Annotated in this window: 27 protein-coding genes; 6 read left to right on the top strand and 21 right to left on the bottom strand. The window is 43.5% G+C overall.

The window, feature by feature from the left end:
- Positions 1–53: 53 nt before the first annotated feature.
- The 15 genes from F4V51_RS07770 to F4V51_RS07700 form a co-directional block, all read right to left on the bottom strand.
- On the bottom strand, positions 54–596 hold the full coding sequence (locus tag F4V51_RS07770; RefSeq protein ID WP_153977537.1) for a GNAT family N-acetyltransferase: 543 nt from the start codon (positions 594–596) through the stop codon (positions 54–56).
- Positions 597–627: 31 nt separating this feature from the next.
- A complete protein-coding gene (locus tag F4V51_RS07765; protein ID WP_153977536.1) occupies positions 628–1,236 on the bottom strand; it encodes a DUF5071 domain-containing protein in 609 nt (202 codons plus the stop codon).
- A 51-nt stretch (positions 1,237–1,287) separates the two neighbouring features.
- Positions 1,288–1,683 carry a GNAT family N-acetyltransferase gene (locus F4V51_RS07760; RefSeq protein WP_153977535.1) on the bottom strand — a complete coding sequence of 132 codons (396 nt, stop codon included), beginning with the start codon at positions 1,681–1,683 and terminating at the stop codon, positions 1,288–1,290.
- A 34-nt stretch (positions 1,684–1,717) separates the two neighbouring features.
- Positions 1,718–2,218 carry a GNAT family N-acetyltransferase gene (locus F4V51_RS07755; protein ID WP_153977534.1) on the bottom strand — a complete coding sequence of 167 codons (501 nt, stop codon included), beginning with the start codon at positions 2,216–2,218 and terminating at the stop codon, positions 1,718–1,720.
- A 48-nt stretch (positions 2,219–2,266) separates the two neighbouring features.
- A complete protein-coding gene (locus tag F4V51_RS07750; RefSeq protein ID WP_162009916.1) occupies positions 2,267–2,701 on the bottom strand; it encodes a GNAT family N-acetyltransferase in 435 nt (144 codons plus the stop codon).
- Positions 2,702–2,754: 53 nt separating this feature from the next.
- Positions 2,755–3,285 carry a P-loop nucleotide/nucleoside kinase family protein gene (locus tag F4V51_RS07745; RefSeq protein ID WP_153977532.1) on the bottom strand — a complete coding sequence of 177 codons (531 nt, stop codon included), beginning with the start codon at positions 3,283–3,285 and terminating at the stop codon, positions 2,755–2,757.
- Positions 3,286–3,339: 54 nt separating this feature from the next.
- Positions 3,340–3,783 (bottom strand): GNAT family N-acetyltransferase, encoded by a 444-nt coding sequence (locus F4V51_RS07740; RefSeq protein WP_153977531.1) that lies wholly within the window; start codon positions 3,781–3,783, stop codon positions 3,340–3,342.
- A 182-nt stretch (positions 3,784–3,965) separates the two neighbouring features.
- Positions 3,966–4,703: a class I SAM-dependent methyltransferase gene (locus F4V51_RS07735; RefSeq protein WP_153977530.1), complete on the bottom strand. Its 738-nt coding sequence runs from the start codon at positions 4,701–4,703 to the stop codon at positions 3,966–3,968.
- Positions 4,700–5,074 (bottom strand): hypothetical protein, encoded by a 375-nt coding sequence (locus F4V51_RS07730; RefSeq protein WP_153977529.1) that lies wholly within the window; start codon positions 5,072–5,074, stop codon positions 4,700–4,702. The genes F4V51_RS07735 and F4V51_RS07730 overlap by 4 nt, the downstream gene beginning before the upstream one ends.
- A gap of 66 nt (positions 5,075–5,140) precedes the next feature.
- Entirely contained in the window at positions 5,141–6,136 is a 996-nt protein-coding gene (locus F4V51_RS07725; protein WP_153977528.1) for a serine hydrolase domain-containing protein, read from the bottom strand.
- A 42-nt stretch (positions 6,137–6,178) separates the two neighbouring features.
- Positions 6,179–6,721 (bottom strand): AAA family ATPase, encoded by a 543-nt coding sequence (locus F4V51_RS07720; protein WP_153977527.1) that lies wholly within the window; start codon positions 6,719–6,721, stop codon positions 6,179–6,181.
- Between the two features lie 34 nt (positions 6,722–6,755).
- Positions 6,756–7,178 (bottom strand): NUDIX hydrolase, encoded by a 423-nt coding sequence (locus F4V51_RS07715; protein WP_153977526.1) that lies wholly within the window; start codon positions 7,176–7,178, stop codon positions 6,756–6,758.
- 76 nt (positions 7,179–7,254) lie between these two features.
- Entirely contained in the window at positions 7,255–7,827 is a 573-nt protein-coding gene (locus F4V51_RS07710; RefSeq protein WP_153977525.1) for a hypothetical protein, read from the bottom strand.
- 321 nt (positions 7,828–8,148) lie between these two features.
- Positions 8,149–8,664 (bottom strand): hypothetical protein, encoded by a 516-nt coding sequence (locus F4V51_RS07705; RefSeq protein WP_153977524.1) that lies wholly within the window; start codon positions 8,662–8,664, stop codon positions 8,149–8,151.
- Between the two features lie 58 nt (positions 8,665–8,722).
- On the bottom strand, positions 8,723–9,025 hold the full coding sequence (locus F4V51_RS07700) for a winged helix-turn-helix transcriptional regulator (RefSeq protein ID WP_176476118.1): 303 nt from the start codon (positions 9,023–9,025) through the stop codon (positions 8,723–8,725).
- A gap of 339 nt (positions 9,026–9,364) precedes the next feature.
- On the opposite strand from F4V51_RS07700, the gene F4V51_RS07695 reads away from it, so the two are divergent.
- Positions 9,365–9,946, top strand: a complete 582-nt coding sequence (locus tag F4V51_RS07695; RefSeq protein ID WP_153977522.1) for an NAD(P)H oxidoreductase — start codon at positions 9,365–9,367, stop codon at positions 9,944–9,946.
- A 91-nt stretch (positions 9,947–10,037) separates the two neighbouring features.
- On the opposite strand, the gene F4V51_RS07690 is transcribed toward F4V51_RS07695, so the two are convergent.
- The 4 genes from F4V51_RS07690 to F4V51_RS07675 all read right to left on the bottom strand — a co-directional run bounded on the left by F4V51_RS07690 (position 10,038) and on the right by F4V51_RS07675 (position 13,527).
- The gene (locus F4V51_RS07690; RefSeq protein WP_153977521.1) at positions 10,038–10,679 is read right to left on the bottom strand and encodes a FusB/FusC family EF-G-binding protein; all 642 of its coding nucleotides are present in this window, start codon (positions 10,677–10,679) and stop codon (positions 10,038–10,040) included.
- Positions 10,680–10,961: 282 nt separating this feature from the next.
- Positions 10,962–11,501: a stalk domain-containing protein gene (locus F4V51_RS07685; RefSeq protein WP_236146792.1), complete on the bottom strand. Its 540-nt coding sequence runs from the start codon at positions 11,499–11,501 to the stop codon at positions 10,962–10,964.
- A gap of 184 nt (positions 11,502–11,685) precedes the next feature.
- The gene (locus F4V51_RS07680) at positions 11,686–12,558 is read right to left on the bottom strand and encodes a carbohydrate ABC transporter permease (RefSeq protein ID WP_095289392.1); all 873 of its coding nucleotides are present in this window, start codon (positions 12,556–12,558) and stop codon (positions 11,686–11,688) included.
- Between the two features lie 18 nt (positions 12,559–12,576).
- Positions 12,577–13,527, bottom strand: coding sequence for an ABC transporter permease (locus tag F4V51_RS07675; RefSeq protein ID WP_095289458.1), 951 nt, complete (start codon positions 13,525–13,527; stop codon positions 12,577–12,579).
- A 186-nt stretch (positions 13,528–13,713) separates the two neighbouring features.
- Between F4V51_RS07675 and F4V51_RS07670 the strand changes: the two genes are divergently transcribed.
- From F4V51_RS07670 to F4V51_RS07660, 3 genes are all read left to right on the top strand, one after another.
- Positions 13,714–15,504: a cache domain-containing sensor histidine kinase gene (locus tag F4V51_RS07670; RefSeq protein WP_153977519.1), complete on the top strand. Its 1,791-nt coding sequence runs from the start codon at positions 13,714–13,716 to the stop codon at positions 15,502–15,504.
- Between the two features lie 410 nt (positions 15,505–15,914).
- The gene (locus F4V51_RS07665) at positions 15,915–17,522 is read left to right on the top strand and encodes a response regulator transcription factor (protein ID WP_153977518.1); all 1,608 of its coding nucleotides are present in this window, start codon (positions 15,915–15,917) and stop codon (positions 17,520–17,522) included.
- 289 nt (positions 17,523–17,811) lie between these two features.
- Positions 17,812–19,491, top strand: coding sequence for a type 2 periplasmic-binding domain-containing protein (locus F4V51_RS07660; RefSeq protein ID WP_153977517.1), 1,680 nt, complete (start codon positions 17,812–17,814; stop codon positions 19,489–19,491).
- Positions 19,492–19,592: 101 nt separating this feature from the next.
- Here F4V51_RS07660 and F4V51_RS07655 read toward each other — a convergent pair whose 3' ends face one another.
- Together F4V51_RS07655 and F4V51_RS07650 are read right to left on the bottom strand one after the other, a co-directional pair.
- On the bottom strand, positions 19,593–20,555 hold the full coding sequence (locus F4V51_RS07655) for a hypothetical protein (RefSeq protein ID WP_153977516.1): 963 nt from the start codon (positions 20,553–20,555) through the stop codon (positions 19,593–19,595).
- A 309-nt stretch (positions 20,556–20,864) separates the two neighbouring features.
- Positions 20,865–21,467, bottom strand: coding sequence for a hypothetical protein (locus F4V51_RS07650; protein WP_153977515.1), 603 nt, complete (start codon positions 21,465–21,467; stop codon positions 20,865–20,867).
- Positions 21,468–21,779: 312 nt separating this feature from the next.
- Between F4V51_RS07650 and F4V51_RS07645 the strand changes: the two genes are divergently transcribed.
- Together F4V51_RS07645 and F4V51_RS07640 are read left to right on the top strand one after the other, a co-directional pair.
- Complete coding sequence (locus F4V51_RS07645) at positions 21,780–22,334, top strand: RNA polymerase sigma factor (protein ID WP_153977514.1); 555 nt, start codon at positions 21,780–21,782, stop codon at positions 22,332–22,334.
- Complete coding sequence (locus tag F4V51_RS07640) at positions 22,331–23,086, top strand: type 2 periplasmic-binding domain-containing protein (protein WP_236146717.1); 756 nt, start codon at positions 22,331–22,333, stop codon at positions 23,084–23,086. Before F4V51_RS07645 ends, F4V51_RS07640 begins: the two co-directional genes overlap by 4 nt.
- The last annotated feature ends 154 nt before the right edge of the window (positions 23,087–23,240 follow it).

Genomic DNA, 23,240 nt, shown 5'->3' with positions numbered 1-23,240 from the left:
CCACCTATACGTAAATTTAACTAACAGTCCCATCCCTACACGATTAGTGACATCTACCGATTCCAATCACTCGATAACATACTATATGTAACAATATTCTCATAATGATCATGAAGCCATTGCGCTTCTCTAGAAATCCCCTCATTGATGAAACCAACCCGTTTTGGTATCGATCTGCTTTTAAGGTTAGTTTCTGCACATTGTATAATTACACGATTTAATTTCATTTCATTGAATAAGACATCCAGTAGCCTTGTGATACTTTTGGTAATAATCCCTTGACCTTCCGCTGATGCCGCTAAAAAATATCCAATACTAGTTACTTTATTCTTCCAATCAATATAATGTAATGCGATCATTCCAACCAGTTTACCATCGAACCACAAGCCAGCATCAAAGCCGTTTTGATCTTCATAATTTTGTTTCCACATCTCTATTACTGGATCTAAGTCTTCTGGGGATTGCCGCTTATCCACCCATAGCAACCATTCTCGAAGATGCATTCTGTTCTCATCAATTAATGTGTACAGTTCATCTCTTTCTTGCGGTTGAATTAGATTGATTACTATCGATTCATTCACTTGAAACGGAAACAAATTAATCCCTCCATATTTAAGATGCTAATGGTTAATCGGTGCCTATATGTTTAATTTTCAAGCTTTCTAAAGAAACAAGGTAATTTGATAATGTCGCATATTTATTTTTCATTTTCAATGTTTGCTCATTTTCATGGACATATCGTGAAAATAAGCTAATGTCTGTTTGTATTATTTCCTGTCTAAGGTTTTCAAGCTCATTAAATTCTTCTATTTGTTCTGTCGTGAAGCCTGACAATCCACTATGTATTGTTTCTTCTTTTGCTACGACCATTGACCTAACATCAGTCCAATCCACGATTCCCTTTGTCAATAGAATATCCAGAGACTCCAGATCAGTCTCTTCATAGATATCCAATAGTTCCGCAATGACAAGAAGTTCACTTTTGACTATTTCAACGGTATTTTTTGACCACTTTGAGACTAGCTTGGTAAGCATCCAGTATCTCCATACCGTATCCTCAGTTAATAAAATTGTTTTCACATAAGGAGCTACTTCCACATCATGCTTATTCAAAAATTCAACGATACGATATGCATTAGGCCAGTTGATATCTTGGATTCCTTCCAGCAATTCAGGGAGGTATGGCAGATATTCTTTTGAACTCAATATGAAATTAAGCCTTGCATCGTTTATCATAAATACTCCTTTCGAAAACAGTGATCTGATACTTATGTCGTTAAATACTTGCTACTCCTTTTTATAGTGCATCACAATCTGTTTGGTCTTTTTAAATCCGGTCTCCTCGTAAAAGCCAGCCAAATCTTCACTGCAAAATAAACTAATGACATCAATATCCTTCAATTCATCCAGAAGCCTTTCAATCATTAGTTTACCTATCCCTTTATTTCGGTAACTGCTTAATACAACAACATCTTCTATATATGCTCGGAATACTCCATCGGAAATAGCTCTAGAGAAACCAACTAAGACATCACCTTCCCAAGCTCCTACCGCTATACCAGACGAAAGTAATTTTAATATCCCGTCATTGTCCCGATCAGGCCACCAACCAGCATCGTGATAAAGACTCATTATTTCGGATGGTGAGATCGGTTTCTCTGTATGTAGTTTTACCGTTACCATAGTAAACCTCCAAAATTAAAGTTGGTATACCCCTTTACACATTTTTCTTAATATAGCTCATCGAAATGAACTCTAATTCCTTCTCTTCATACTTGCTCATAAAATGTGTTTCTTTCACAAAACCAATCCGCTCATACACCTTGATAGCTCTCTCATTAAATGCTGCAACGACTAATTGATACTCTCGACCACTAAATTGATTGTTCAAAAAGGAAAGGACCTCTGATAGAAACCCCTGACCTTTGCCGTTTCCCGTCATGTCGGGCTTCAATCCTAACCCAATATCTAACTTCCTCAGATCTGTATAGATGCCCGCTGCATATCCGCCTGGTACCCGTGCTGATCCGCCTACGCATATAAAACCGATTAGATCATCGTGTTCGTCTAACGCGTAATAATATTCTCCATTCATCAACTCCAAAATGCTGTCCTCACTACTATCCATGTCATACAGCGAGTACGGATATTCGTACTGCCACTTTGAAATCTGTATGGCTCTATCCTTGGTCATGGGGTAAAAATGGTAACGTGACACTTTTCAACTCACCTTCCTTTAGTAAATATTTAATACAATTCTGAAAAATCACTTCAATTCCTTAGCAAATACGAATTCATCCTCCCGGTCATAACCTGCTTTTTCATATGTTTTTATCGCCTTAGCATTCTTATTTCCTGTCAAAATTTTGATGTGCTTCACTCCCGAATGATTAAAAATCCCTTCCAGTCGTTCAATCATCATTCCGGCCAATCCATTCCTGCGTGCGGATTCTTGTATGTACATTTCAGTGATCTCAGCCTGATGCTCTGCATAGCAAAACGATTTATAGATCTGTCCGCATGCAAATCCAACGACTTGCTCTTCCATTACAGCTACTATAATAACTTCTCTTCCATTTAAAAGGTCCGTTTCCACCTCTCCCCGGCTTCGACGAACTCTATTAAATTGATCATTCAATTCGATCAAAAATGGTACATCTTCCTTCACAGCTTCACGAACGAGTAAATTAGGAATGGACAATGTAATACCTCCTTAATTGGGGCTAAACCTCAAACTCGAAGCACAAACTCGAATCATCTCAATCTGTACTTATCGTTATTAATAATTTCATGAACGATCTCAGGTAGCTGTTCTTCCGTATAATTGCTCGTATATAATTTATTCTCTTCTTTTAGATTGGAGTTGTTTTCAAATTCATTGAGCAGTATTATGCTTCTTTCTTTCATTTGATTTGCAGCTGCTCTTAAACTGTCTCTATACATAATCGTTTGACGATCTACCATTAGTACCACATAGACTATTCTCACATCATAATTTGCTAATTCTTTTATCAATCCATCGATGTCTTCTGGAAAAGCCACATAGTCAACAACTACATCATAACCATAATCTATTAAATTCGTTGTCAAAGAGGATATGTTTTTCCATGTTAAGTCGTTTGTTTCTTTGTCTAACCAGGGTTTACCCCGTCCTTTCACTGGGATATGACTAACCTCATCTCCAGAAATATACGCACTTTTAATTAAAGTTTGAACTAGCATTTTTGACGTTGTGGATTTCCCAACTCCTGCGGGTCCAGATATGATGTATAGACTTTTACTCATTTTTTAATCTCCCAATTTTTCAGCTTAATGTCTTTCGTTATTCTTTATCTCATTTTAAGTCAGAACACGAACGACTTCACCGTCAATTAACTCTTCACTTACTCTTTTAAATCCCAGAGATTCATATAAATGACCTGCAACAGCATTTTCAGCTCTATGTCCTATCATAATTTTCTGGCAGTTCAATGATTCTCTCATTAATGCGATCAATTGTTTCATCGATTCTTTTCCATAACCTTTTCCCTGATATTGCCCATCAATCATTAGAGCTGGTATCCAGTAGTCTCCTTCATGATCCGGTATTGTACAATACACAAGAAATCCAATGATACTTGCACCGAGATATATCGCCATGGGTTGAAATTCAGGGACAAACTTGGATTCAGCAATCCAGTATACGACCGGGGCCGGGAATACTCGTTTTTGATCCTCCGCTACTTCCAATTGGGTGCAACTATACCAGTTGTGAACGGTTACAGGCTTCAGACTAATTTCCATATTAGATTCCTCCTACCCAAATTACGCAGAGGAATCACTTCATCATTCCCCTGTGTTAAATCCAAACACCTCTTAGATCACTGTCCATGCTGCTCGAATTCATGTTTTTCATACCACATCACTCCTTTCGAATCATTTGACCATAATACTGATTATCTAAGTACTCCCTGGCTAAGATCGGATCAGGAACATTCAAACACTTGAAAATAGGTGCCTTCCCCATACCCGTCCTTCACTTCATGCAAATGAATATGTTGAAATCCATTTGCTCTAAGAATGTCTTCAAACTCCTTCATATCATACAAACGAAGAGGGAAGTTCATGACTTCTGTCTTTTCAATTTTGTCGTCTTTGACTAACTCATATTTCAGCTCCGTTACGAGCATGGATTGCTCTTTGCGATACTGAACTTTTTTGGATAAAACAATTAATTCATCGTTTACAACCTTCCGATCCGTTTCTCTCCATTCTGGAATCTCTTCCACGTCGTTCCCTTTTAACATAATCGTCAATAGAAATTTCCCATCAGCCTTAAGCGCAGATTGCAGATTGGCCAGGCTTTGGTTCACTAATTCACTGGGAAGCAGCGAGAACGATCCAAATGGAATCATAATCAAATCGAATTGGTCGGAGCTTACGAAATCTTCAATCTTTTGATAATATACATGAGGCTTCAGATTTAATCGGTCACCTTTTTCTCTACATACCTTCAGCATATCTTCGGATATATCGAAACCCTCTATCTGTATTCCACGCTGCATAAAAGGGATCAGCATTCTTCCGTTTCCACACATGGGTTCAAGCACACGCATATCTTTTCTGTCAGCAAACAAAAGGTAAAAATCAAGCTCTCTGCCTTCGGCTAACGATTTATCGCTTTCATATATCTTCGTACAAAGTTCTCCATAATAACTGTTCACTGGTGTTCCTCCTTCATTAGATCATCCATCGCCTGGACAGCCAGTTCCAATGCTTGGATTCTCCTTATTAGAAGAGTTCTCTGAGGACTGCCTTCCTTAGCCTTAGCAAGTGAGTTGTCAATGGATGGCATTAAACCCGTAAGAACACTGCGAGCTTCAATCACATCTCCCCGAGTATATGGATGAGGTTTGTGATTCCACACATTCTCCAGCATAGATAAGCCAATACGAAGAGCCTTGAGTCTCTTTTCTATTAAAGTCGTATTTGCCCCTTTCTTAGTCATCTGAGCCAGGGCATTTTCGAGTTTAAGGATGGTTGATTTGAGGGATTGTATGGATTGCAATTGAATTCGTTCTGATACGTTTTCCATAATAGGGCTGTCCTCCTTTCGCCACTGTCTATACCCTTGTATGATTCTGTAGATCAACTTTCAGAATTATAGATCTCGGGCGCATTTGTTAACTAGATTTCCAAATGTTTTGATATCCTCTAGATAATCATATCCTGCTGGATTGGATCCGGTTTGATTATACATTCTAACCGCTACTGTTCTATACTTCGGAATGACAAGGCAGGCACAGCCGGTGATGCCCAAGGATTGAAAAGAACCGGATGGAAGCTCATTCCCGAGTTCCGTCATAGCACGCGGCTCATCCTGCACAAACCAAAAGAAACCGTTTCTCGGTAATTGGTGTTCGAGATCTGGAGGACTAATGATTGTTGTCGCTTGCTCAAAAACTTCTCTCGGCAGTATTTGCTGCCCATGCATGGCGCCCCTTTTCAAATGCAAATAACCCCAGTAGGCCAATTCCTTGGTACTCACAAATAAGTTGGCTTCATCGCCTTGATTATCGTTATATTGTTCATTGAGCCAAACTAACTTTTCATTCGGTTCCTTTCTCCAACCGGTATGACTAAAACCCATGGGCGTAAATACACGTTCTTCAAGTAGTTGAGATAGTGGCATCTGATATAATTTTCGGATGATCCTAATGAGCAGATTGACTCCAACATTATTGTATTTCCAGTCCGTCCCTGGCAAAAACAATCGATGATGGAGATCACCCAAACCATGGGTGTGTGTTAGCAGATGTCTTATCGTTGTGTTTCCCACTACCACTGTATCCATATCATCCAAATAGTCGGCAACATCAACATCTATGCTGCAAATCTTCCCTTCATATAAGGCAAGACTGATGGCAAGTCCTAAATATGTCTTTCGAACCGATGCCACATGAAATTGAGATTCCTCATCAACTAATCGACTGCCTGTGGATTCGGTATGTACTCCTGAGTACCATTCATTCACGATTCGGTCATGATGAATAATGCAGGTTGCAGCTGCTGTAGCAGATAGCTCGTTTTTAACCCGTAAAACATAATCATTCAGTTCATTGAATGATTTATCCTCCGTTTTCTGTAAGTTGAGCAAGGAGACTCACACCACCATTCTTCACTTTTATCTATTAGTTAGCTAGGTATGATTATGATGTTGGTCTATCTTCCTCAATATGATATCTACAACCTCACTAGTCTCAAGATGATCCGTTATCAGGTGTATTCCAAACTTATCATCCTTCAGAGCATCAACAACCTTCGGCGCTTGTTGATACTGCCAGCCTCCAAATTCATCTCCGCGTTTAGCTAACCGCTTGTATATCGTTTCTTCAGTAGCCACAAGCGAAAAATGATATAACTCTTCGTCAATGGCTTTGAATCCGTTATAGATGTGGTTAAAGTTCTCTTCTTTATAAATAGTCATGGGAACGATTAGGTGCTTGTTATATTTCCGCCTTACTTCTACGGCCGTCTTCACGGTTAGAACTCTCCATAGTTCAATATCCTGAAAATCATCCGTACGCTCATTCTCTTCCCGGTATTCCTCCGGAATGAGTTTTCTGATCATATAACCTATTTCTTCAGGGTCGTATATCATACTATTGTTGATTAAGGGTTGGAGCATCTTTGCTGCCGACGTTTTGCCGGAACCGAACGCTCCATTAATCATAACGATCATAGGATCACTCCGTTTCTAGAAGAGTTTAACTGCATTACTTTCTCCCTTGGTCATAATAAGGAATCTCATTTCCTTCGACTAGACTCCGTATGCCATCCTTATAATACGGCATTAGCTCACCAGCCTTGTCCACATCCATCCAGGCAATTTCGGATATTTCATGAGGCCTTACAAGCTCTAAGCTTCCTCCAATAACCTCAGCTCTAAACGTGAAGAAGATGGCATGCTCCTGCTTTTTCTCAAATATACATTCATTGATGGCAATGATCCCTTGGACTTTTACATCAAGACCAGTTTCTTCTTTGGCTTCTCTGATGGCTGCTTGATCCAACGTTTCCTCCTTTTCCACCGCGCCACCAGGCAGCGACCAACTGGCATTGCCTTTGTTCTTGACCATTAGAATTTTGGATGAGGTATCATCCAGGATTAATGCATAGGCTACGTCAACTCGTCTCATTGAGCTATCTCCTTCCGAGATTTATTCAATCGCAGTAGCTGGTCTAGTATGACGGCTTCTGCTTCTTCAAAAACACTTAATAACGCTCTTCAAATCTCTTCATCCACCAATCCCTGTTCAATAAATAATCAATTTTAACTGGCATGATCATATATTGTTCATTCACTTCAATGGGTTCTCTTAAACCTGTGTACACTAGATCAATATCTAACTTAAAAGGTTTGATTTTTCTTCCAATCTGACTTTCAAATTCCTGTACATAAGACAAAAGATTCGGCGCACCTTCCCAGTAGTTCATCGCCGCTTGGCCGCCTGCAGGCATGTTCCACCATTTAATAAAAGATGGCCACATATTGATTAGAACAGCCCTCACGTTCTTGTCTGTAATCATTGAAAATTCAGGGGGATCCAAAATCAAACTTCGCTCGATTCCACTTTTAATTAGTCCTTTTTTATAGATACATTGTTCCCATAACTCATTCCACTGCCCTTTGAACTTTTCATTACTTCGTCCACCATTAGAAAATTGACTCCAAGGCCACGTACCTTCTCCGAATTCATCCGTCAACAGTCCATGTGAACTTGCCACAAACATAAGAAAATTCAAATCATAATCTCCTGATATGCAAATGGTCCATGTATTGTTCATTCTGGTTTTTCCTCTCATTCAAAGTTTTCTGGCCTTAATAACAAAAGTTACGGGAAACACCTTCGCCCTGTTTGCGAGATTAATATACAAGCTGTTTGTCTCATAAACACTATGCTTGTTCATTCGGTGACCTCCTCTAATATCATGATACCTGGTAGTTCATTGACTATTCGTTGTGCACGAGGTTGTCCGTAACATAACAAATCATTGGTAGTAAAAAAGAGAAACCATAAATTGTAATGACTACGCTTACAAATTTCAGGAACTGCACAACGAATGTAACTTTTCGCTCAAATATGTGTGCAGCTGCTCGGTTTAGGTTTAATTCTTGATTGAAGCGTATACTTTTTTAATTTGGGATGAGAATTTAGCTGCGCCTGGAATTCGCGTACGTTTGAAATATCCGGTTAACAGTTTGGGATGATTTTTGACCAGATCATATTCAATAACGGTGTCAGCGATGACTGATCTTGTAAAACCCAAAATCTCGACTACTTCAGATTTATCCCCCTCATTAAGCTCCTCGCCTTCCCGAAATTCCCCGTCCGGGTCATCTTCCAGCTGCTCACTGAATGTTAGACGAGCAACAACATAAGACATAATATTTTCCTTGTCCTGGGCCAATTGCTCCATGATCCACTGAACGCATTCTTCCTCTGTTGGAGACGAGATACCGAAGCCGTGCAGAGTATACATCCGTTCTCTATAGGAATCCATTAATAACTCTGCTTCATAATTGGCATGTTCAACAAACTTGATATCTGGTTTAAGCTGAACAAGTTCAGCCGTAACCTTTTTGTACCAATCGCTTGTTAGGAATTCTTCTATTGTTTTCATTACTTCATTCTCCTTTCCTGTCCCCAGCTCGTATTTAACTCTTCAATACACCGGAGATTCAAAAATCCTCCAACACTTTGGACTTATCCCCGTACACCTTGTCCAGATGCTCTTCCCCCCAGTAACACAAATGGTCCAGAGCGGGTTTTAATCCCCAACCGTAGTCTGTTAACTCATATTCCACTCTAGGGGGAACCTCCGAATAGACTTTTCTTTGCACAATTTCGTCTTTTTCCAAGCCTCTTAGCTGCGTCGTCAGCATCTTTTGCGTAATTTCAGGTATCAGCTTCCTAAGCTCTGACGAACGTTTTCTCCCTGTCATCAAATGGTAAATAATCAGAGGCTTCCATTTTCCGCCCATTACTTCCAAGGCCGCCTCCACACCTACTTTATACTTTTTGGGAGCGCCAGTTTTATGGTCTTCTGTCAACGTATATCTCTCCTTCATCAAACTATATCCAAAGACTACATCCAAGATAAAAACATAGCCAGTTCCTTCTTTTACGTGTATTATTTCAGCCCACAATAAGGCACAATTTCAGGGTCTATTTAGGGTACTTTCAAGTTCCTATAGCACTCTAATCTTCCTATAGAACTTCAAAGTACGTTCTTCCAGAATATATCATCCCTGTTTATAATAGCATCAGCCATGAAGTGTGGCTACCAAACAAGCGCTGTAGAAAGGTAGTGAAATATAATCATGAACGTATTAGTTGTTGTGTCTCATCCAAGAAAAGATTCCCTTACATTTCAGGCCGCTGATCGGTTTATGCAAGGTCTTACTGAGGCTGGTCATGATGTTGAGATATTGGATTTACACGGGATTGGCTTCGATCCTATTCTGCGAGGCATGGATGAACCTGATTACACTCAACCGAATCAAATATTTTCCCCTGAGGTTAAAACGGAGATGGAGCGATTGAAGAAGCATGATGCTGTGGCTTTTGTGTTTCCTCTGTGGTGGTGGCATCTGCCAGCCATGCTGAAAGGGTATGTGGATCGTGTCATGAACAACGGATTTGCCTACGGTTCGAACAAGCTTCACCATCAGAAGATCATGTGGATCGCGCTTGCAGGCGTGACCGAAGAACAGATGACGAAGCGAAACTACGATGAATCGATCACGAACCTGCTCAACGTGGGGATTGCAGATTACTGCGGCGTTTCTAACTCCAGTGTTGAATTTCTATACGAGACGTTGGATGCCAAGCCCGAGCACTATGAGAACCTGCTTAACCACGCGTATCAATTGGGACTGAAATATGACAAGGACATACGCTAACCATACGCAAGTCGGGTAATCGAAATGAGACGCACACGCATAATCAACCCAAAAAGGTCGCTCCGAAGAGCGACCTTTTCTGTTCCAAGACTTATTTTACTGTCGAAAGAAGAAACTTCTCCAGCATGGTGACGTCAGTGATGCTATGGTTGCAAGCCGTGCTATCCATGCATACGTACTGGCCAATGGAAGCCAAGTTATCTGGCGAATGGCCCTTCGTCTTCACGTTGAAGAATCCGAGCTCCTGATGCCGATTACAGAACATGCAGTACCCTTTTTTGTTCGTAGCTGTAATCCGTCCCTCGATGCCGAGAAACTTCTCTTCGTACGGGTACACTACGAACAGGCGATTGGTAGCAATATCCGTCCATCTCAGATAGGTCGTACGTGCGTTATCGACCGTTTCCAGATCAGGCAGCTTGAGCTTCTTCGCCTTCGGAAACAGCTTCTGAATCTGCTTCGCCGACACTTGCGGGAATGGAATCAGGAATCCTTCCAACCGGTCCAGATAATCCTGCAGCTCGTGCGCAGCCTCGTAGGTAGATAACTGCTCCAACAGCTGCTTCTGTTCGGCAGTCAGCTCATCGAAGACTTCTATAGCATTCGTTACGGCCGTATAACGGACGGTTTCCAGGACTTTTCGATCCGCGACTGTACGCAGCGCTTTGAGCAGGAAATTGGCTTGTTTTGTAATCACATTGAATTGATGATTTTGAATAAATGGTGTTTGCATGGCTTTCAGCCCCTTATTTTTATTGGTAAAACAAATAAGGTGCAAAGCCTGCGGGATGATACGTTATGCTTCACTCAGGGCGATCGATGTTCTTCTCGTCGCGCCCTACACAAAGTCCGCCCCTAACAGGCTTTGCGTAAGGCCTTTCTAGCGAACGAGCAATCCGGCGCTGCCAATATTGCCACGGTATAACCCCCAATGCAATAGATATACCGGAATTATAACAGGACTGGGACTGTATGGGCAACGGAGTTTGCGCCGATTCTTCGCAATTTGTATCGCTCACTGCTGATTTTTCGTAGTTATTCGGATCCCACTCTGACCGTTACTGGATTCCCAATGGATCTCTTTGCCATATGCTTCACTAACGGCTCTTAACGGTAAATAAACTCTCCCCTTCACCATTACGATTTTACTCTTTAATTTAATTTGCTTGTCAAACTCGGTAAAATGGCTTTCTCCCACCTTGAAGGTTAACCTTGGCTTGGGGTAATCATCTATGTCTACATATGCAAAAGTTACACTTTTAGCTTTGTTATCCCACCAGATCCCTTTACCAGGGACAGTGAAATCCAGCACACTAATGATATAGACTGGCGAAACTAGGATATGACCCTCAGAGATGATATAATCAGTTCCTTCTACTAACTGGAATGCCTGTTCGTCAATCTTTACCTCGATTGATTTTTGGTGAGCTTCGGCACCTGCTTGAGTCTTTATTTCTTTTTCATTAAGTATAATATCGATCTTTTTTGGTGCACTTGTAGCTGTAAAAGCCATGGATCCGCTTAATAATACACAAGCAAGAGTAACAACCAGCATCTTCTTCACTTTCTTACTCATCCCCTCATGGTCAAAATGCTAACGCTCAGAACCCCACATATAATACCATTTAATTCAAATTAAGGTAATTAAATCTTTTTCACAGTAAAAAAGAGCCACCTCCCTGGCTTCAGGCCAGTTCAGCAACTCCTTTTCACAACCCTATTCCATCCGCTCCACGCGGCTACTCCTTCACAGCCCCCACCACAATCCCCGTTACAAAGTACCGTTGCAGGAACGGATATACGAGCAGGATTGGCAGCGCGCTAATAAAAATCTGGGACGCCCGAATCGTTCGCTGCGACAGGTTCGCAATTGCTTCCGGATCAAGCTTCGTCATGTCGGCCTGCACGATAATCGTCTGCATAAACGTCGCGAGTGGCAGCTTTTCTGAATCGCGGATATAGATGATGCCGTCAAAATATGCGTTCCAATGACCAACCATCATGAACAGAGACACGGTGGCGATCACGGGCACGGAGACGGGCAGATAGATTTTGATAAACGACTGAAAGTGCCCTGCACCATCGATAAAAGCCGCCTCCTCCAGATCCTTCGGCACCGTGCGGAAGAAATTCAGCAGCAGGATAATATTGAACACGGCGACGAGTCCTGGCAGAATGAGTGCCCATAATGTGTTCATCAGCCCGAGCTTCAGAATCAGGATATACCCCGGAATGAGGCCCCCGCTGAAAAGCATCGTGACAACAAAATACCACAGATAAAGGTTGCGTGCGCGGAACACACGTGTCTCCTTGGAGAGCGCATAGGCAGCAATCGTATTCACGATGAGTGCAAGCCCGGTTCCCAGCACCGTCCGCTCCACGGACACCCACAGGGAGGACAGGAAATTGGCGTTATCGAACGTCTTCGCATATGCTTCGAGCGTAAAACCAATCGGCCAGAACGTCACCAGACCGGCATTCGCAGGTGCGGACGCGCTAAGCGATACCATCAGTAAGTGATACAGAGGCAGCAGGCAGAGCAGCGAAAGGATGGTCAGGAACACATTATTGAAGATGCTGAATATGCGATAGGGTAGCGTTTTATGATACATGGCTCGTCATCATCCTTTCTAGAAAATTCGGTATCCGGCGAACCGGTAGGCCAGTCGGTAGGAGATCACAATGAGGATCAGACTGATGACCGATTTGAACAGATTCACCGCGGTAGCGAAACTGAACTGCCCACTCAGCAGACCTTCACGATACACGAACGTATCGATAATATCCGCTTGCTGGTAGATTAATGGACTATATAAGTTGAAGATTTGGTCGAAGTTGGCGTTGAGCACATTCCCCAGTGCCAGGGTGGCGATTACGATTCCGATAGGAATCAGCGCCGGGATGGTGATATAGATCGTCTGCTTCCAGCGTCCCGCCCCATCCACTTCAGCTGCTTCGTACAGTGACGGGTTAATGCCGGACAATGCCGCAAGGAAGATAATCGTGTTAAAACCAAACTCTTTCCAGACATCACTTGCAATGATCGTAAATCGGAACCAGTTACCGTCCCCCAGGAAGAAAATCGGCTTGATGCCGAACACCGAGACAAGGAACTGATTGAGAATGCCCGTCTGTGCCAGAATGTCAATCAGGATACCGGACAGCGTTACCCAGGACAAGAAGTGTGGCAGATATACGAGTGTCTGAATGGTTCTTTTGAGCGCCATCTTCCGTACCTCATTCAGCAATAGCGCGAAGACAAACGGTATGATCAGATTCATGATGATTTTGGAGCAGGCAAAGAACAACGTGTTCCACGTAATCTGCAGGAAATAATCATTTTCCCACATATACCTGAAGTGCTTCAGTCCCACCCATTCCGAACCCGCGAACCCAAGTGCAGGCTTGTAATCCTGAAATGCCATCAATATACCCGACATCGGAATATACGAAAAAATAAAAACCATAATGGCCGCCGGCAGCACCATGAAGTGCAGTACCCACGGCTGTTTGTAGCGTTTCTTTCTCTTCTGTTCTAGCTTGTTCCCCACATTCGCCTGTGGGACCCGTTGACCCTCCATTTTAGCCTCCATAGTGCCCTTCTCCTGTTCCCAAAAAAAGTTTTGTGTGTTAATGGGGTTCTCTGCTATAAATAGTATCAGGCCATTCTGAGCTCTGACTATATAACATTGTTAGGCCGGATAGGGTTTTGTTAGGAATCTGGTGAATACCAGCCTCTACGAACACGAATACGAAGGAGACTTTTTATGCATATATGGAAGCGCTTTATATTATTCGAAAAAAGGACCCGTTCCCGCTTCAGCCTCTTTGCCAAAATCAACTGCTTGATCGTGTTGCTGTTCATCCCGATTATTATCATGTACACCTACTCGAACAACGTCACCTATAACGTGGTCAGCAAAGAACTGCAGATTTCGAATACGAAACAGCTCACGTTTCTGGCCAGTCAGATCGATTCCCGCATTAATCAGATGATGGATTTCAGTCTGATCCTTTCAAGAGATCCCAATGTCCGCGCATTTAACGGTCTGAACATATGGGCTGATCGGTATGATCAGATGCAGACCCGCTATGCCATTCAGGAGAAGATGGTGCTCCAATCTGGCGTCACGGATATATGGAACACCCGATATGCCGTATACTCGCAACAGAATCAGGATTTTATCGCCAACTACAATCGTTCATCCGGGTATGATGAGGATTACTTGAAACGCAATATGAGCGGACAATGGACATACGGGGATCAAGGGGCAGAATCGCAGGAGGGCATGCAGTCCTTTTACTGGTTTTACACCGATTCCTTGGCCCAACCGGGCATGTTGACCGGCAGCAATCTTGTCATTGAAGCCAGCTTCAGTTACGAGAACATTCAGAACATGCTCGATACGTACAAGGCAGGTGGGCAGGGAGATCCCTTCCTTTATCATAAGGGCAATGACCCCATTCTGAATCGCAGTGCAGACAAGCAGTTATCGGAGGAACTTATTCAATATCTGGATACACACTCCCTGGAGGATACTACACAGGACGTTGTGCAACTGAATGGGAAAAAGTATCTGGTTAGCGCAGTCAAATCTTCCTATCTGGATTGGCATTTGGTCGACGTGGTCCCGCTGTATCAGATTTTGCAGCCGATCTCGCTCAGCCGAAATTTGTTCTATCTCTTTATGACGCTGCTGTTTGTCGTGGGCATATCTGCTTCGATTCTGCTGTACAGAAACATTCAATCTCCGATCAAAAAGTTGATCCAGGGCCTTCGCCGCGTGCAGCGCGGTGACTATTCCGTACGGCTGCATAGCAAGGATCAGAATGAGTTCTCCTTCCTGTTTCATCGATTCAATGATATGTCTCACCAGATTCAAGACCTGATCGAGAATGTATTCCAGGAGAAAATCAGAGCCAAAGAAGCAACGCTGAAGCAGCTGCAGGCGCAGATTAACCCCCATTTTCTATATAACTGTCTTGGCTACATCATCAACATGGCCCAGATGAAGGACGAGCAGGCTGTCGTGTCCATGGCGCATAATCTGAGTGCATATTATCGGTACACCACCCGCATGGAACGGGAGACGTCCTCGCTTCGGGACGAGATCAAGCTGCTCATCAACTATCTGGATATTCAGAAGCTGCGCAATGGACGAATTGAGTATCATATCGATATCCCTGAGGACATGCTCGCCCAGTCTGTACCGCGCTTAATGCTTCAGCCGATGGTCGAGAACTCCGTCATACACGGCGTGGCGAAGTCCTATTCATCCGGGGAGATTCGCATTACCGGCGAGAGCGTGGATGGTTTCGGCAAGATCTATATCGACGACGACGGCCCCGGCTTAAGCCCGGAACAGTACGATGCGCTGAACCTGAAAATGCAGGAGCCACTACAGGAAGAAATGGGCTGCGGCCTCTGGAATACGAACCAACGAATTATGCATCTGTTCGGCAGCCAGTCCCACCTTCAATTCGGCCCATCCCCACTTGGCGGATTCCGCACCGAGATCGTCTGGGAGATGCCGAAGGAGGATACAGATTCTGAGTGAGATACCGACATTAATTTAAGTTGAGTCATTTTATTTGAAACGAAATATCTACACGTGAACGTAGAGGACAGAAAAAAACTGAAGAAGCGAAGCAAAAAGTTTTCTACAGAAAAGCCTCATTGGAAGGAAGCTACGCTGCACTTTTAATACAATTCCATCTTTATATAAAGCCTGGTTTAAAATAAAGGGTTAGCCGTTATGTGAACCAAAGCGAAGGATTGAAGGGATTCTGTAGAAACGAAGTGTTCGCCTTTCAAGCCCCATTTCAACCTTACCATCATCTAATCCGGAAATGGGGCTTGAACAGCGATCGAAAGAACCCTTCGAATCCGCAGCGACTTCGTTCACAAGAAGTATCCATTTTTTCATTCTAGGCCTTATATTTACACCACCAAGGGAGACGAAAGAATATGCAGATGATCATCGTAGACGACGAAGCACACTGGGTGGATAACCTGTCCATGACCAAGCCCTGGCACACATTGGGGATCGAGCAGGTTCATAGAGCGTACTCCGCGCATGAAGCCTTACAACTGATCGACACCCACCCCATCGATATCGTGATCTCGGACATTCAGATGCCGGAAATGACAGGCATAGAACTGATCGAACGCATCCGGATCCGGGACAAAAAAATAAAATGCATTCTGTTATCGGGTTATTCCGAATTCGATTACGCCAAAAAAGCCATCCAGTACGAGGCCGTGGACTACCTGCTCAAACCGCCGACAGACGATGAATTAATGGGCGCCGTGCAGAAGGCCATCGATCAATTAAATCATGAATGGGAACTCGTCAGTTCACTTAGTCGAACTCAGTTTACTTTACGGGAGAATTTGCCACACTTGCGCGGACGACTGCTTTTGGAGGCATTGCAGGGGCACCGGTTTTCATCCGGCGAATGGGAGCGGAAACTCACCAATTATGATCTGCCCTTTCACGCCGGGGACGCCGCACTCATGCTCGTTCGGTTGGATGAAGAATTCGGACACTATGACAGTCATGATCAGACCCTGATCGAATATGCCATCATCAACATGGCCGAGGAAATTATGGGCGAGTTTATGCACGTGTGGGGTGTGAAGGAGGAGCACGGATATGTGGTGTTTTTGCTGCAGCTGAAGGAACGAAATGACGATATTGGAAAAGAGACCATTCTGGAGAAACTGTCCATTCAGCTTCAATCCAAAGTAAAACAGTTTCTCAAAGGCTCCCTCTCCATTGTCATGACCGAGTGGTTCATCTTTCCGGATCAGCTCTACGATCGCTTCCGTCAGGCCTCCGCATATTTCCGGCAGATCGTCGGAGACGAGCGCGAATTTGTCATGCGCGTCAGCGATGTGGAGACACCTTCAGCTCAAGGTCCGCTGGACGTGCTGTACACTCCGCCCACCTTCATCCATCTGCTGGAAAGCGGACAATGGGATGCCGCCGAAGAGAAAATACTCGCCGTCTGCGCAGAGCTGGATGAGAAATGGTCCGAATCGTGGGAGCATTGCATGGAGGCTGGTTTTCTCATTACCGCTTCATTCACCAACCTCGCCCACCGGAACAAGCTGACCCTGACGAGCCTCATGGGCAGTGATATTGAATATCTTCAGAGCGGGGAGGCCTTCTCCACCATCGGCAAACTGCGCAAATGGTCGCTCGGCGTCCTCGCCAAGCTGAAGGAAGGTACATCCAACGAAATCAAGGATATCCGGTCCGAGTATGTGAAGAAGGTTCAAGAGTTTACGGATAAAAATCTGCATCTGGATGTCTCTTTGCGTGTGCTCGCCGATCATGTCAATCTGCATCCGACCCATTTGTCCAAGATTTACAAGATCGAAACGGGCGAAGGCATCAGTGAATATATCTCGCGCCTGCGCATGGATCGGGCCTGCCACAAGCTGGTCACGACCACCAAAAAAGTATATGAAATCAGCATGGAGATTGGCTATATGGACCCGGCGTATTTTATCAAAGTGTTCAAGCGCCAGTTCGGCGTCACCCCGCAGGAATATCGAGACCAGCATTAAACAGCATATAGAGGTTGTTCAAAAAGTCCGCTTTTGATTACGAATCATGCCTAACGGCATCATCTGCATCGAATATGGAATTCAGCCGAAATGTCCGTTGCTCACGTAGCTTCCTACGCTCCGCTACTCCATTTCTAGCTTTATCCCATCTTCTCGGTACTGAAAACCGATCTTTTTGAACTTTCACTAATAGAGTCCTATCGAAACTAACAAACTCATATAGATGCCCTCCCGCCCGACTTGGTACAGTTACACTTGTAAAGATCATACACCGTAGGGGGATTGAACAATGATCAAATTCAAAACATGGTGGTCCTTGCTCATGGTCATCGCACTCATCACCATCACTGCGTGCGGCAGTGGCGATTCAGCCAGCGAGAATGGTACAGACGATACAACGGCGACGGTCGGCTCAGCCGAAGCTGAAGCTGCTTTTGCCAAAGGAAAATACGACCCACCCATTGAGTTCAGTTCGGTTCGTATGCCGAAGAAATATGTGCAAGGTGACACCAAAGAGAACAACGTTCACGATCGCTGGATGCTCGAAACGCTGGGCATGAAGCATAAGGATTCATGGTATCCGGCTAATGACGATCAATACAGACAGAAGCTGCAGCTGGCTATCGCTTCAGGCGAGAAATTGCCTGATTTCGTATCCGTTCCAACGAACGCGGTACTCACCAATCAGCTGATCGACTCCGGTCAATTCATCGCCATCGATGAACTGTTCGACAAGTACGCCAACCAAATCCTGAAGGATCACGTTGCAGCGCATCCCGAGCTGTGGTACCCGTTCACCAAGGATGGCAAGAGATACAACATGCCGATCCTGGAGTACACCGATAACGACGATACCCTGCTCTGGCTCAGAGAAGACTGGATGGAGAAGCTGAACCTGAAAGCACCTAAGACCATCGCAGATCTTGAGAACATCATGGACAAATTCAAAAACGAGAACCCGGACGGCCTGTCTCCGGATAAAGTATTCCCACTGGCGATCTCGCTGAAAAATAACACCAACACCTGGATGGGCTCGCTCGACTGGTTATTCGGCGCTTACGGCACGATCCAGGAACAATGGAACAAGGACGCGAACGGCAATCTGGAGTACGGCTCCATTAATCCCGGTGCCAAACAAGCCCTTGCGAAGCTGAATGAATGGATGAACAAAGGGTATATCCATACCGACTCCGCGCTGTGGGACGAAGGCAAGTCTGCTGAAAGCTGGACTGCTGGTACGGCAGGCATCCTGCCTGGCGCAAACTGGGTACCCGACTGGCCAGCACCGGACCTGCTCAAGAATGTACCTGGCGCGAAATACAAAGCCTACCCTATTCCGGCTGGACCAGACGGCAAGATCGGCACGAAGTGGCAGAACTCTGGCGTCAACGCCAGTATCATGATCAACAAGGATGCCAAGCATCCGGAAGCCATTTTCCTATACTACAACTACCTGCTCGATAACCTGGCCAACCCGGCAGCGGGCAGTCCATATGAGTACGGCTTTGCCAAAGGTTACGACTGGGATATCGTAGACGGTCAACCGACCAGTGACAAAGAGAAGATCAAAGACTTCTCCAACGAGTTCCCGTTCCTGACGGGTCCGGCTCGTATTCCAGATCTGTATATGAAAACCCTCGTGAAGCTGGCTGACGGCGAGAAACCAGAAACCCCATACGAGAAACAAATGGCCGAGTTCCGCAAACCCGAAAACTGGGCCGCTGCCAAAGTCGTGATGTCGCAGCTCGACATTCGTAAACAAAACTACTTCACCGGCGCAGCCACACCAACCATGGTCTCCAAATGGAACCTGCTTCGCCAGTCCGAGATGGAAACCTTCAACAAAATCATCTACGGCAAACTGCCGATCGATGCCTTTGATCAATTCGTCGCCAACTGGAAATCCAATGGCGGAGATCAGATCACGCAAGAAGTGAATGATTGGTTTAAGTCGGTGAGTGCGAAGTAAGATTTGGATTTTTTGAAAAATAAAGAGTAAACAAAACAAGCCGAAGCGGTAAGATACACGCTTCGGCTTGTTTTTCTATATCTAGTTAACCCAGCTTTATTCTAAGCTTCGTTTTGGAAAGCTTTCCTTTGAGCATTTATAGCTCCTGAATCCTCTTCATTTAAGGATTGCACCTTGTTTAAGAGTTCTTTCAATTTCATTATTTTGATCGTATGTTTCTCAATAATAGCCTGATCCTCTTCCTGGAGAACTTCGTTAGTTGAGAAGGCTTCTACAATTTTTGAACTTCTTTCCAAGCTTTGATTTATTTCTTGAATTAAATCAGTTTTAGACGACGAAGTGGCCGCAAGCTCAGGTTGGCTTACTTCATATTCCTTAAAATCATGTGCGTAATAAAAAACGTCTTCATCTGAATTCGTAAATTCCTCAATACTTCTGGAAGAGATATTCAGTTCCTTTGCTCTTTTATCAAACTGCTCTCTTGGAATTTCTTCAATTCCATACTCTTCTTTTTCCGTAGCCGACATCATTCCCGGGTTCCATTCCTCATTCGTTTTAGCTGCTAAACTCCTTCCTGCACTACCAGCTTCAAGATTCCGGTATCTTACACCCGCAGATAAGAGTTCATAACCCGGACCAAAAATCATATATTCAGTTGATATTTGGGCGGTCTGGTTAGGCTCCACATCAGCGATGAACCAGAAGTACTGACCGGTATCTGAAATATCCGATGACCAATCCCACTTCCTCCATAAACGATTATCTGTCGAAATAACGTCATCCACTGTACTACGCATTGCATCAATTAATCCAACAACTGACCATGCATATCCAGCACTTAAATTGTTAATAGCTGTAATTGCAAAACCAATAACAGCGCCTGCAAGAGAGCTATAGCCTGGTTTTGAACCTGAAGATTCTGGCGCAGAGCCAATATACTTACTGTCTGCGCTAGACCATAAAGCTAATTTGCTTGTATTCGAGGTTCCTTCTATTTCAAATGCTGCTATTCTTATTCTACTCGTCGCTTTATCGTTGTATCTGCTTGCTCCTGTTCCAACCAATCTATAGTTGAATCCCCACGCTCGGCGAGCACTTGACCATTCCGCACCCATAAACCCAATCGAATAAGCGCTGTAGATATCATAATGATTATTTCCAGCTTACTTCCAAGTCAGAGAATTACTTGCCTATGTATGATTGACAGGTTGATCCGCTGCAAAAGCATAGTTTCCAAACAATATTGTCGAAAAAATACTTGTAATTAGCAGTGCGCTTACTGCTTTTTTAAAAGGCTTTCTTAATAATGAATTCATTTAGGTCAACTCCCTTTGTATTCGTTTCTCAAAACAAAAGAATCACAATTAAGTACTTTAAAATACAGGAACTTCAACAGAATCTGTACCCATAACTCTTTTTCCATTTTTCTCTTCTGACCCAACCTCAATACCAATTTTTAATGACTCAGAGGGGGACATACCCTTTTGATCCGGACTTAAATCGATCACAATCGTTCCAGTTCCTCCGCCATTTGCTGTAAAATTCCGTTCTCTCCCAATTTCGATCATCGTGCGCCAAGAAGAGTCATCAGAAGAATTCATCCAGGTTGATACATACTCAGCGGGCTTTAACTTTGGTTGATGTTCAGGATAACTACTGGTGATGCTGGAGACACTCCATTGATCAGGGATATAAAATGCAACACCACCCCAGTCAACGGGGTCAATCTCTACATGTGCTACTATTTTGATATGATCAATATGCTCCTTTTCACCCTCAACGAATATCGACCCTTCTGTCATTGTCTTTAAATTTGTTGATTTAGCATCCAGATCAAAGTTTTTAACTTGAATAATATTTCCATTCACAACTGGCTCATTGGCTTCCTTTTTGTTAAAATTCAAAAAAAACAGAATAGATACAATCACAATAAACATAAAAAGCAAGATTAAGTATTTAGATCTTTTTTTCATCATATATCCATACCTCACTTCTGCCTTTGTTTCTTTAAGCTTAACACATAATTAACGCCCTCCTTTCCTTATCAGCTCCTCCCAAGCCTTCGCAGAATTAAATTCATGGTGTAAAGGTGCATACATATATAACGTTACAATCTGCATTATCTAACGAAAAAAGTATGAATATGTAAAATTTAAAAGTCAATTGAATTATTAGTGATATGAATCAACGAAATTAAATAACTTATTATTCCATATAAGATGTATAATTAACAATGAAGAGATTGTTCTGTTTCGTGTTAATTACATAAAAATTTATGGAGGACACGTATGGTTCAATGGTTTGATTTTTTTAGAGACCCACTAGACAGTGTTGATTCAACAATTCAGGAAAAGGTGTATAGCTCTTTTTACAAGTTCGTATATCCGAGCGTTTATTCCATGATACTTGATCATTCTTTAACAGAAGATATTATTCAGGATGCTTTCATTAAAGCAATCACAAAGGGTCCATATATTAGATCAGATGCAAATATCCCAGCCTGGATTAAACGATTGACCTATAATACTACTTTAGATTACTTAAGAAAATTGAATAGAGAACGCCGCTTTTTGGCACACCCCTGCAGTTACAATACTGAAACTCTCAGTGATGCACTTACTGTGGAACGAGAAGTAGAGAGAACAGAGACTAATGAAGAACTTTACAGGGCAATTGGCGAGTTGAAATTAGACTATCAAGTAGCTCTTCTATTATTTTATGTGGAGGGAAAAACGTATCGTGATATCTGTCAAGAACTTCATTTAACAGAGTCTGTATTTACACAAAGATTAGCTAGAGCCCGAAAAAAAATTACTTCACAATCTCCAAAAAAACTGATTTGATAACGTCGACCTATGCCGGGCACGCGGGCATCCTGCCAGGCTTCAACTGGGTTCTAGACTTGCCTGCATCCGATCTGATCAAGAACGTACCTGGCGCGAAAATCAAAGCCTATCCCGTTCCAGCAGGTCCTGACGGCAAGATCGGTACGAAGTGGCAGAACTCTGGTGTCAACGCAAGTATCATGATCAACAAGGATGCCAAGCATCCAGAAGCCATCTTCCTGTACTACAATTACTTGCTCGATAACCTGGCTAACCCGGCTGCTGGCAGTAAGTATGAATACGGCTTCGCCAAAGGATACGACTGGGATATCGTAGACGGTCAACCGACCAGTGACAAAGAGAAGATCAAAGACTTCTCCAACGAGTTCCCGTTCCTGACGGGTCCGGCTCGTATTCCAGATCTGTACATGAAAACCCTCGTGAAGCTGGCTGACGGTGAGAAACCCGAAACCCCTTACGAGAAACAAATGGCCGAGTTCCGCAAACCTGAAAACTGGGCCGCTGCCAAAGTCGTGATGTCGCAGCTCGACATTCGCAAACAGAACTACTTCTCCGGCGCAGCCACACCAACCATGGTCTCCAAATGGAACCTGCTTCGCCAGTCCGAGATGGAAACCTTCAACAAAATCATCTACGGCAAACTGCCGATTGATGCCTTTGACCAATTCGTCGCCAATTGGAAATCCAATGGCGGTGATCAGATCACGCAAGAAGTGAATGATTGGTTTGAGTCGGTAAGTGCGAAGTAAGATTGGGTTAGATTTGAGTTGAACAGTAAACAAACCAAAACAAGCCGAAGCGTATATTTCTGCCGCTTCGGCTTGTTTTTCGCTCAAGATTAGGATAACCACCCCTTGTTTATGAGAACCTCTGAGTGGTTTTAAAAAGGATACATACCCAATT

Source organism: Paenibacillus xylanilyticus (assembly GCF_009664365.1).
Taxonomy (GTDB): Bacteria; Bacillota; Bacilli; order Paenibacillales; family Paenibacillaceae; genus Paenibacillus; species Paenibacillus xylanilyticus_A.
The sequence above is the reverse complement of the archived record's forward strand: the minus strand, read 5'-3'. Positions and strand labels throughout refer to the sequence as shown.

Coding starts and splice junctions, on each gene's coding strand:
- F4V51_RS07765 (WP_153977536.1), bottom strand. CDS start 1,236: ATGATAAACGATGCAAGGCTTAATTTCATATTGAGTTCAAAAGAATAT.
- F4V51_RS07760 (WP_153977535.1), bottom strand. CDS start 1,683: ATGGTAACGGTAAAACTACATACAGAGAAACCGATCTCACCATCCGAA.
- F4V51_RS07745 (WP_153977532.1), bottom strand. CDS start 3,285: ATGAGTAAAAGTCTATACATCATATCTGGACCCGCAGGAGTTGGGAAA.
- F4V51_RS07740 (WP_153977531.1), bottom strand. CDS start 3,783: ATGGAAATTAGTCTGAAGCCTGTAACCGTTCACAACTGGTATAGTTGC.
- F4V51_RS07730 (WP_153977529.1), bottom strand. CDS start 5,074: ATGGAAAACGTATCAGAACGAATTCAATTGCAATCCATACAATCCCTC.
- F4V51_RS07720 (WP_153977527.1), bottom strand. CDS start 6,721: ATGATCGTTATGATTAATGGAGCGTTCGGTTCCGGCAAAACGTCGGCA.
- F4V51_RS07715 (WP_153977526.1), bottom strand. CDS start 7,178: ATGAGACGAGTTGACGTAGCCTATGCATTAATCCTGGATGATACCTCA.
- F4V51_RS07710 (WP_153977525.1), bottom strand. CDS start 7,827: ATGAACAATACATGGACCATTTGCATATCAGGAGATTATGATTTGAAT.
- F4V51_RS07705 (WP_153977524.1), bottom strand. CDS start 8,664: ATGAAAACAATAGAAGAATTCCTAACAAGCGATTGGTACAAAAAGGTT.
- F4V51_RS07700 (WP_176476118.1), bottom strand. CDS start 9,025: ATGGGCGGAAAATGGAAGCCTCTGATTATTTACCATTTGATGACAGGG.
- F4V51_RS07695 (WP_153977522.1), top strand. CDS start 9,365: ATGAACGTATTAGTTGTTGTGTCTCATCCAAGAAAAGATTCCCTTACA.
- F4V51_RS07690 (WP_153977521.1), bottom strand. CDS start 10,679: ATGCAAACACCATTTATTCAAAATCATCAATTCAATGTGATTACAAAA.
- F4V51_RS07685 (WP_236146792.1), bottom strand. CDS start 11,501: ATGCTGGTTGTTACTCTTGCTTGTGTATTATTAAGCGGATCCATGGCT.
- F4V51_RS07680 (WP_095289392.1), bottom strand. CDS start 12,558: ATGTATCATAAAACGCTACCCTATCGCATATTCAGCATCTTCAATAAT.
- F4V51_RS07675 (WP_095289458.1), bottom strand. CDS start 13,527: ATGGAGGGTCAACGGGTCCCACAGGCGAATGTGGGGAACAAGCTAGAA.
- F4V51_RS07670 (WP_153977519.1), top strand. CDS start 13,714: ATGCATATATGGAAGCGCTTTATATTATTCGAAAAAAGGACCCGTTCC.
- F4V51_RS07665 (WP_153977518.1), top strand. CDS start 15,915: ATGCAGATGATCATCGTAGACGACGAAGCACACTGGGTGGATAACCTG.
- F4V51_RS07660 (WP_153977517.1), top strand. CDS start 17,812: ATGATCAAATTCAAAACATGGTGGTCCTTGCTCATGGTCATCGCACTC.
- F4V51_RS07650 (WP_153977515.1), bottom strand. CDS start 21,467: ATGATGAAAAAAAGATCTAAATACTTAATCTTGCTTTTTATGTTTATT.
- F4V51_RS07645 (WP_153977514.1), top strand. CDS start 21,780: ATGGTTCAATGGTTTGATTTTTTTAGAGACCCACTAGACAGTGTTGAT.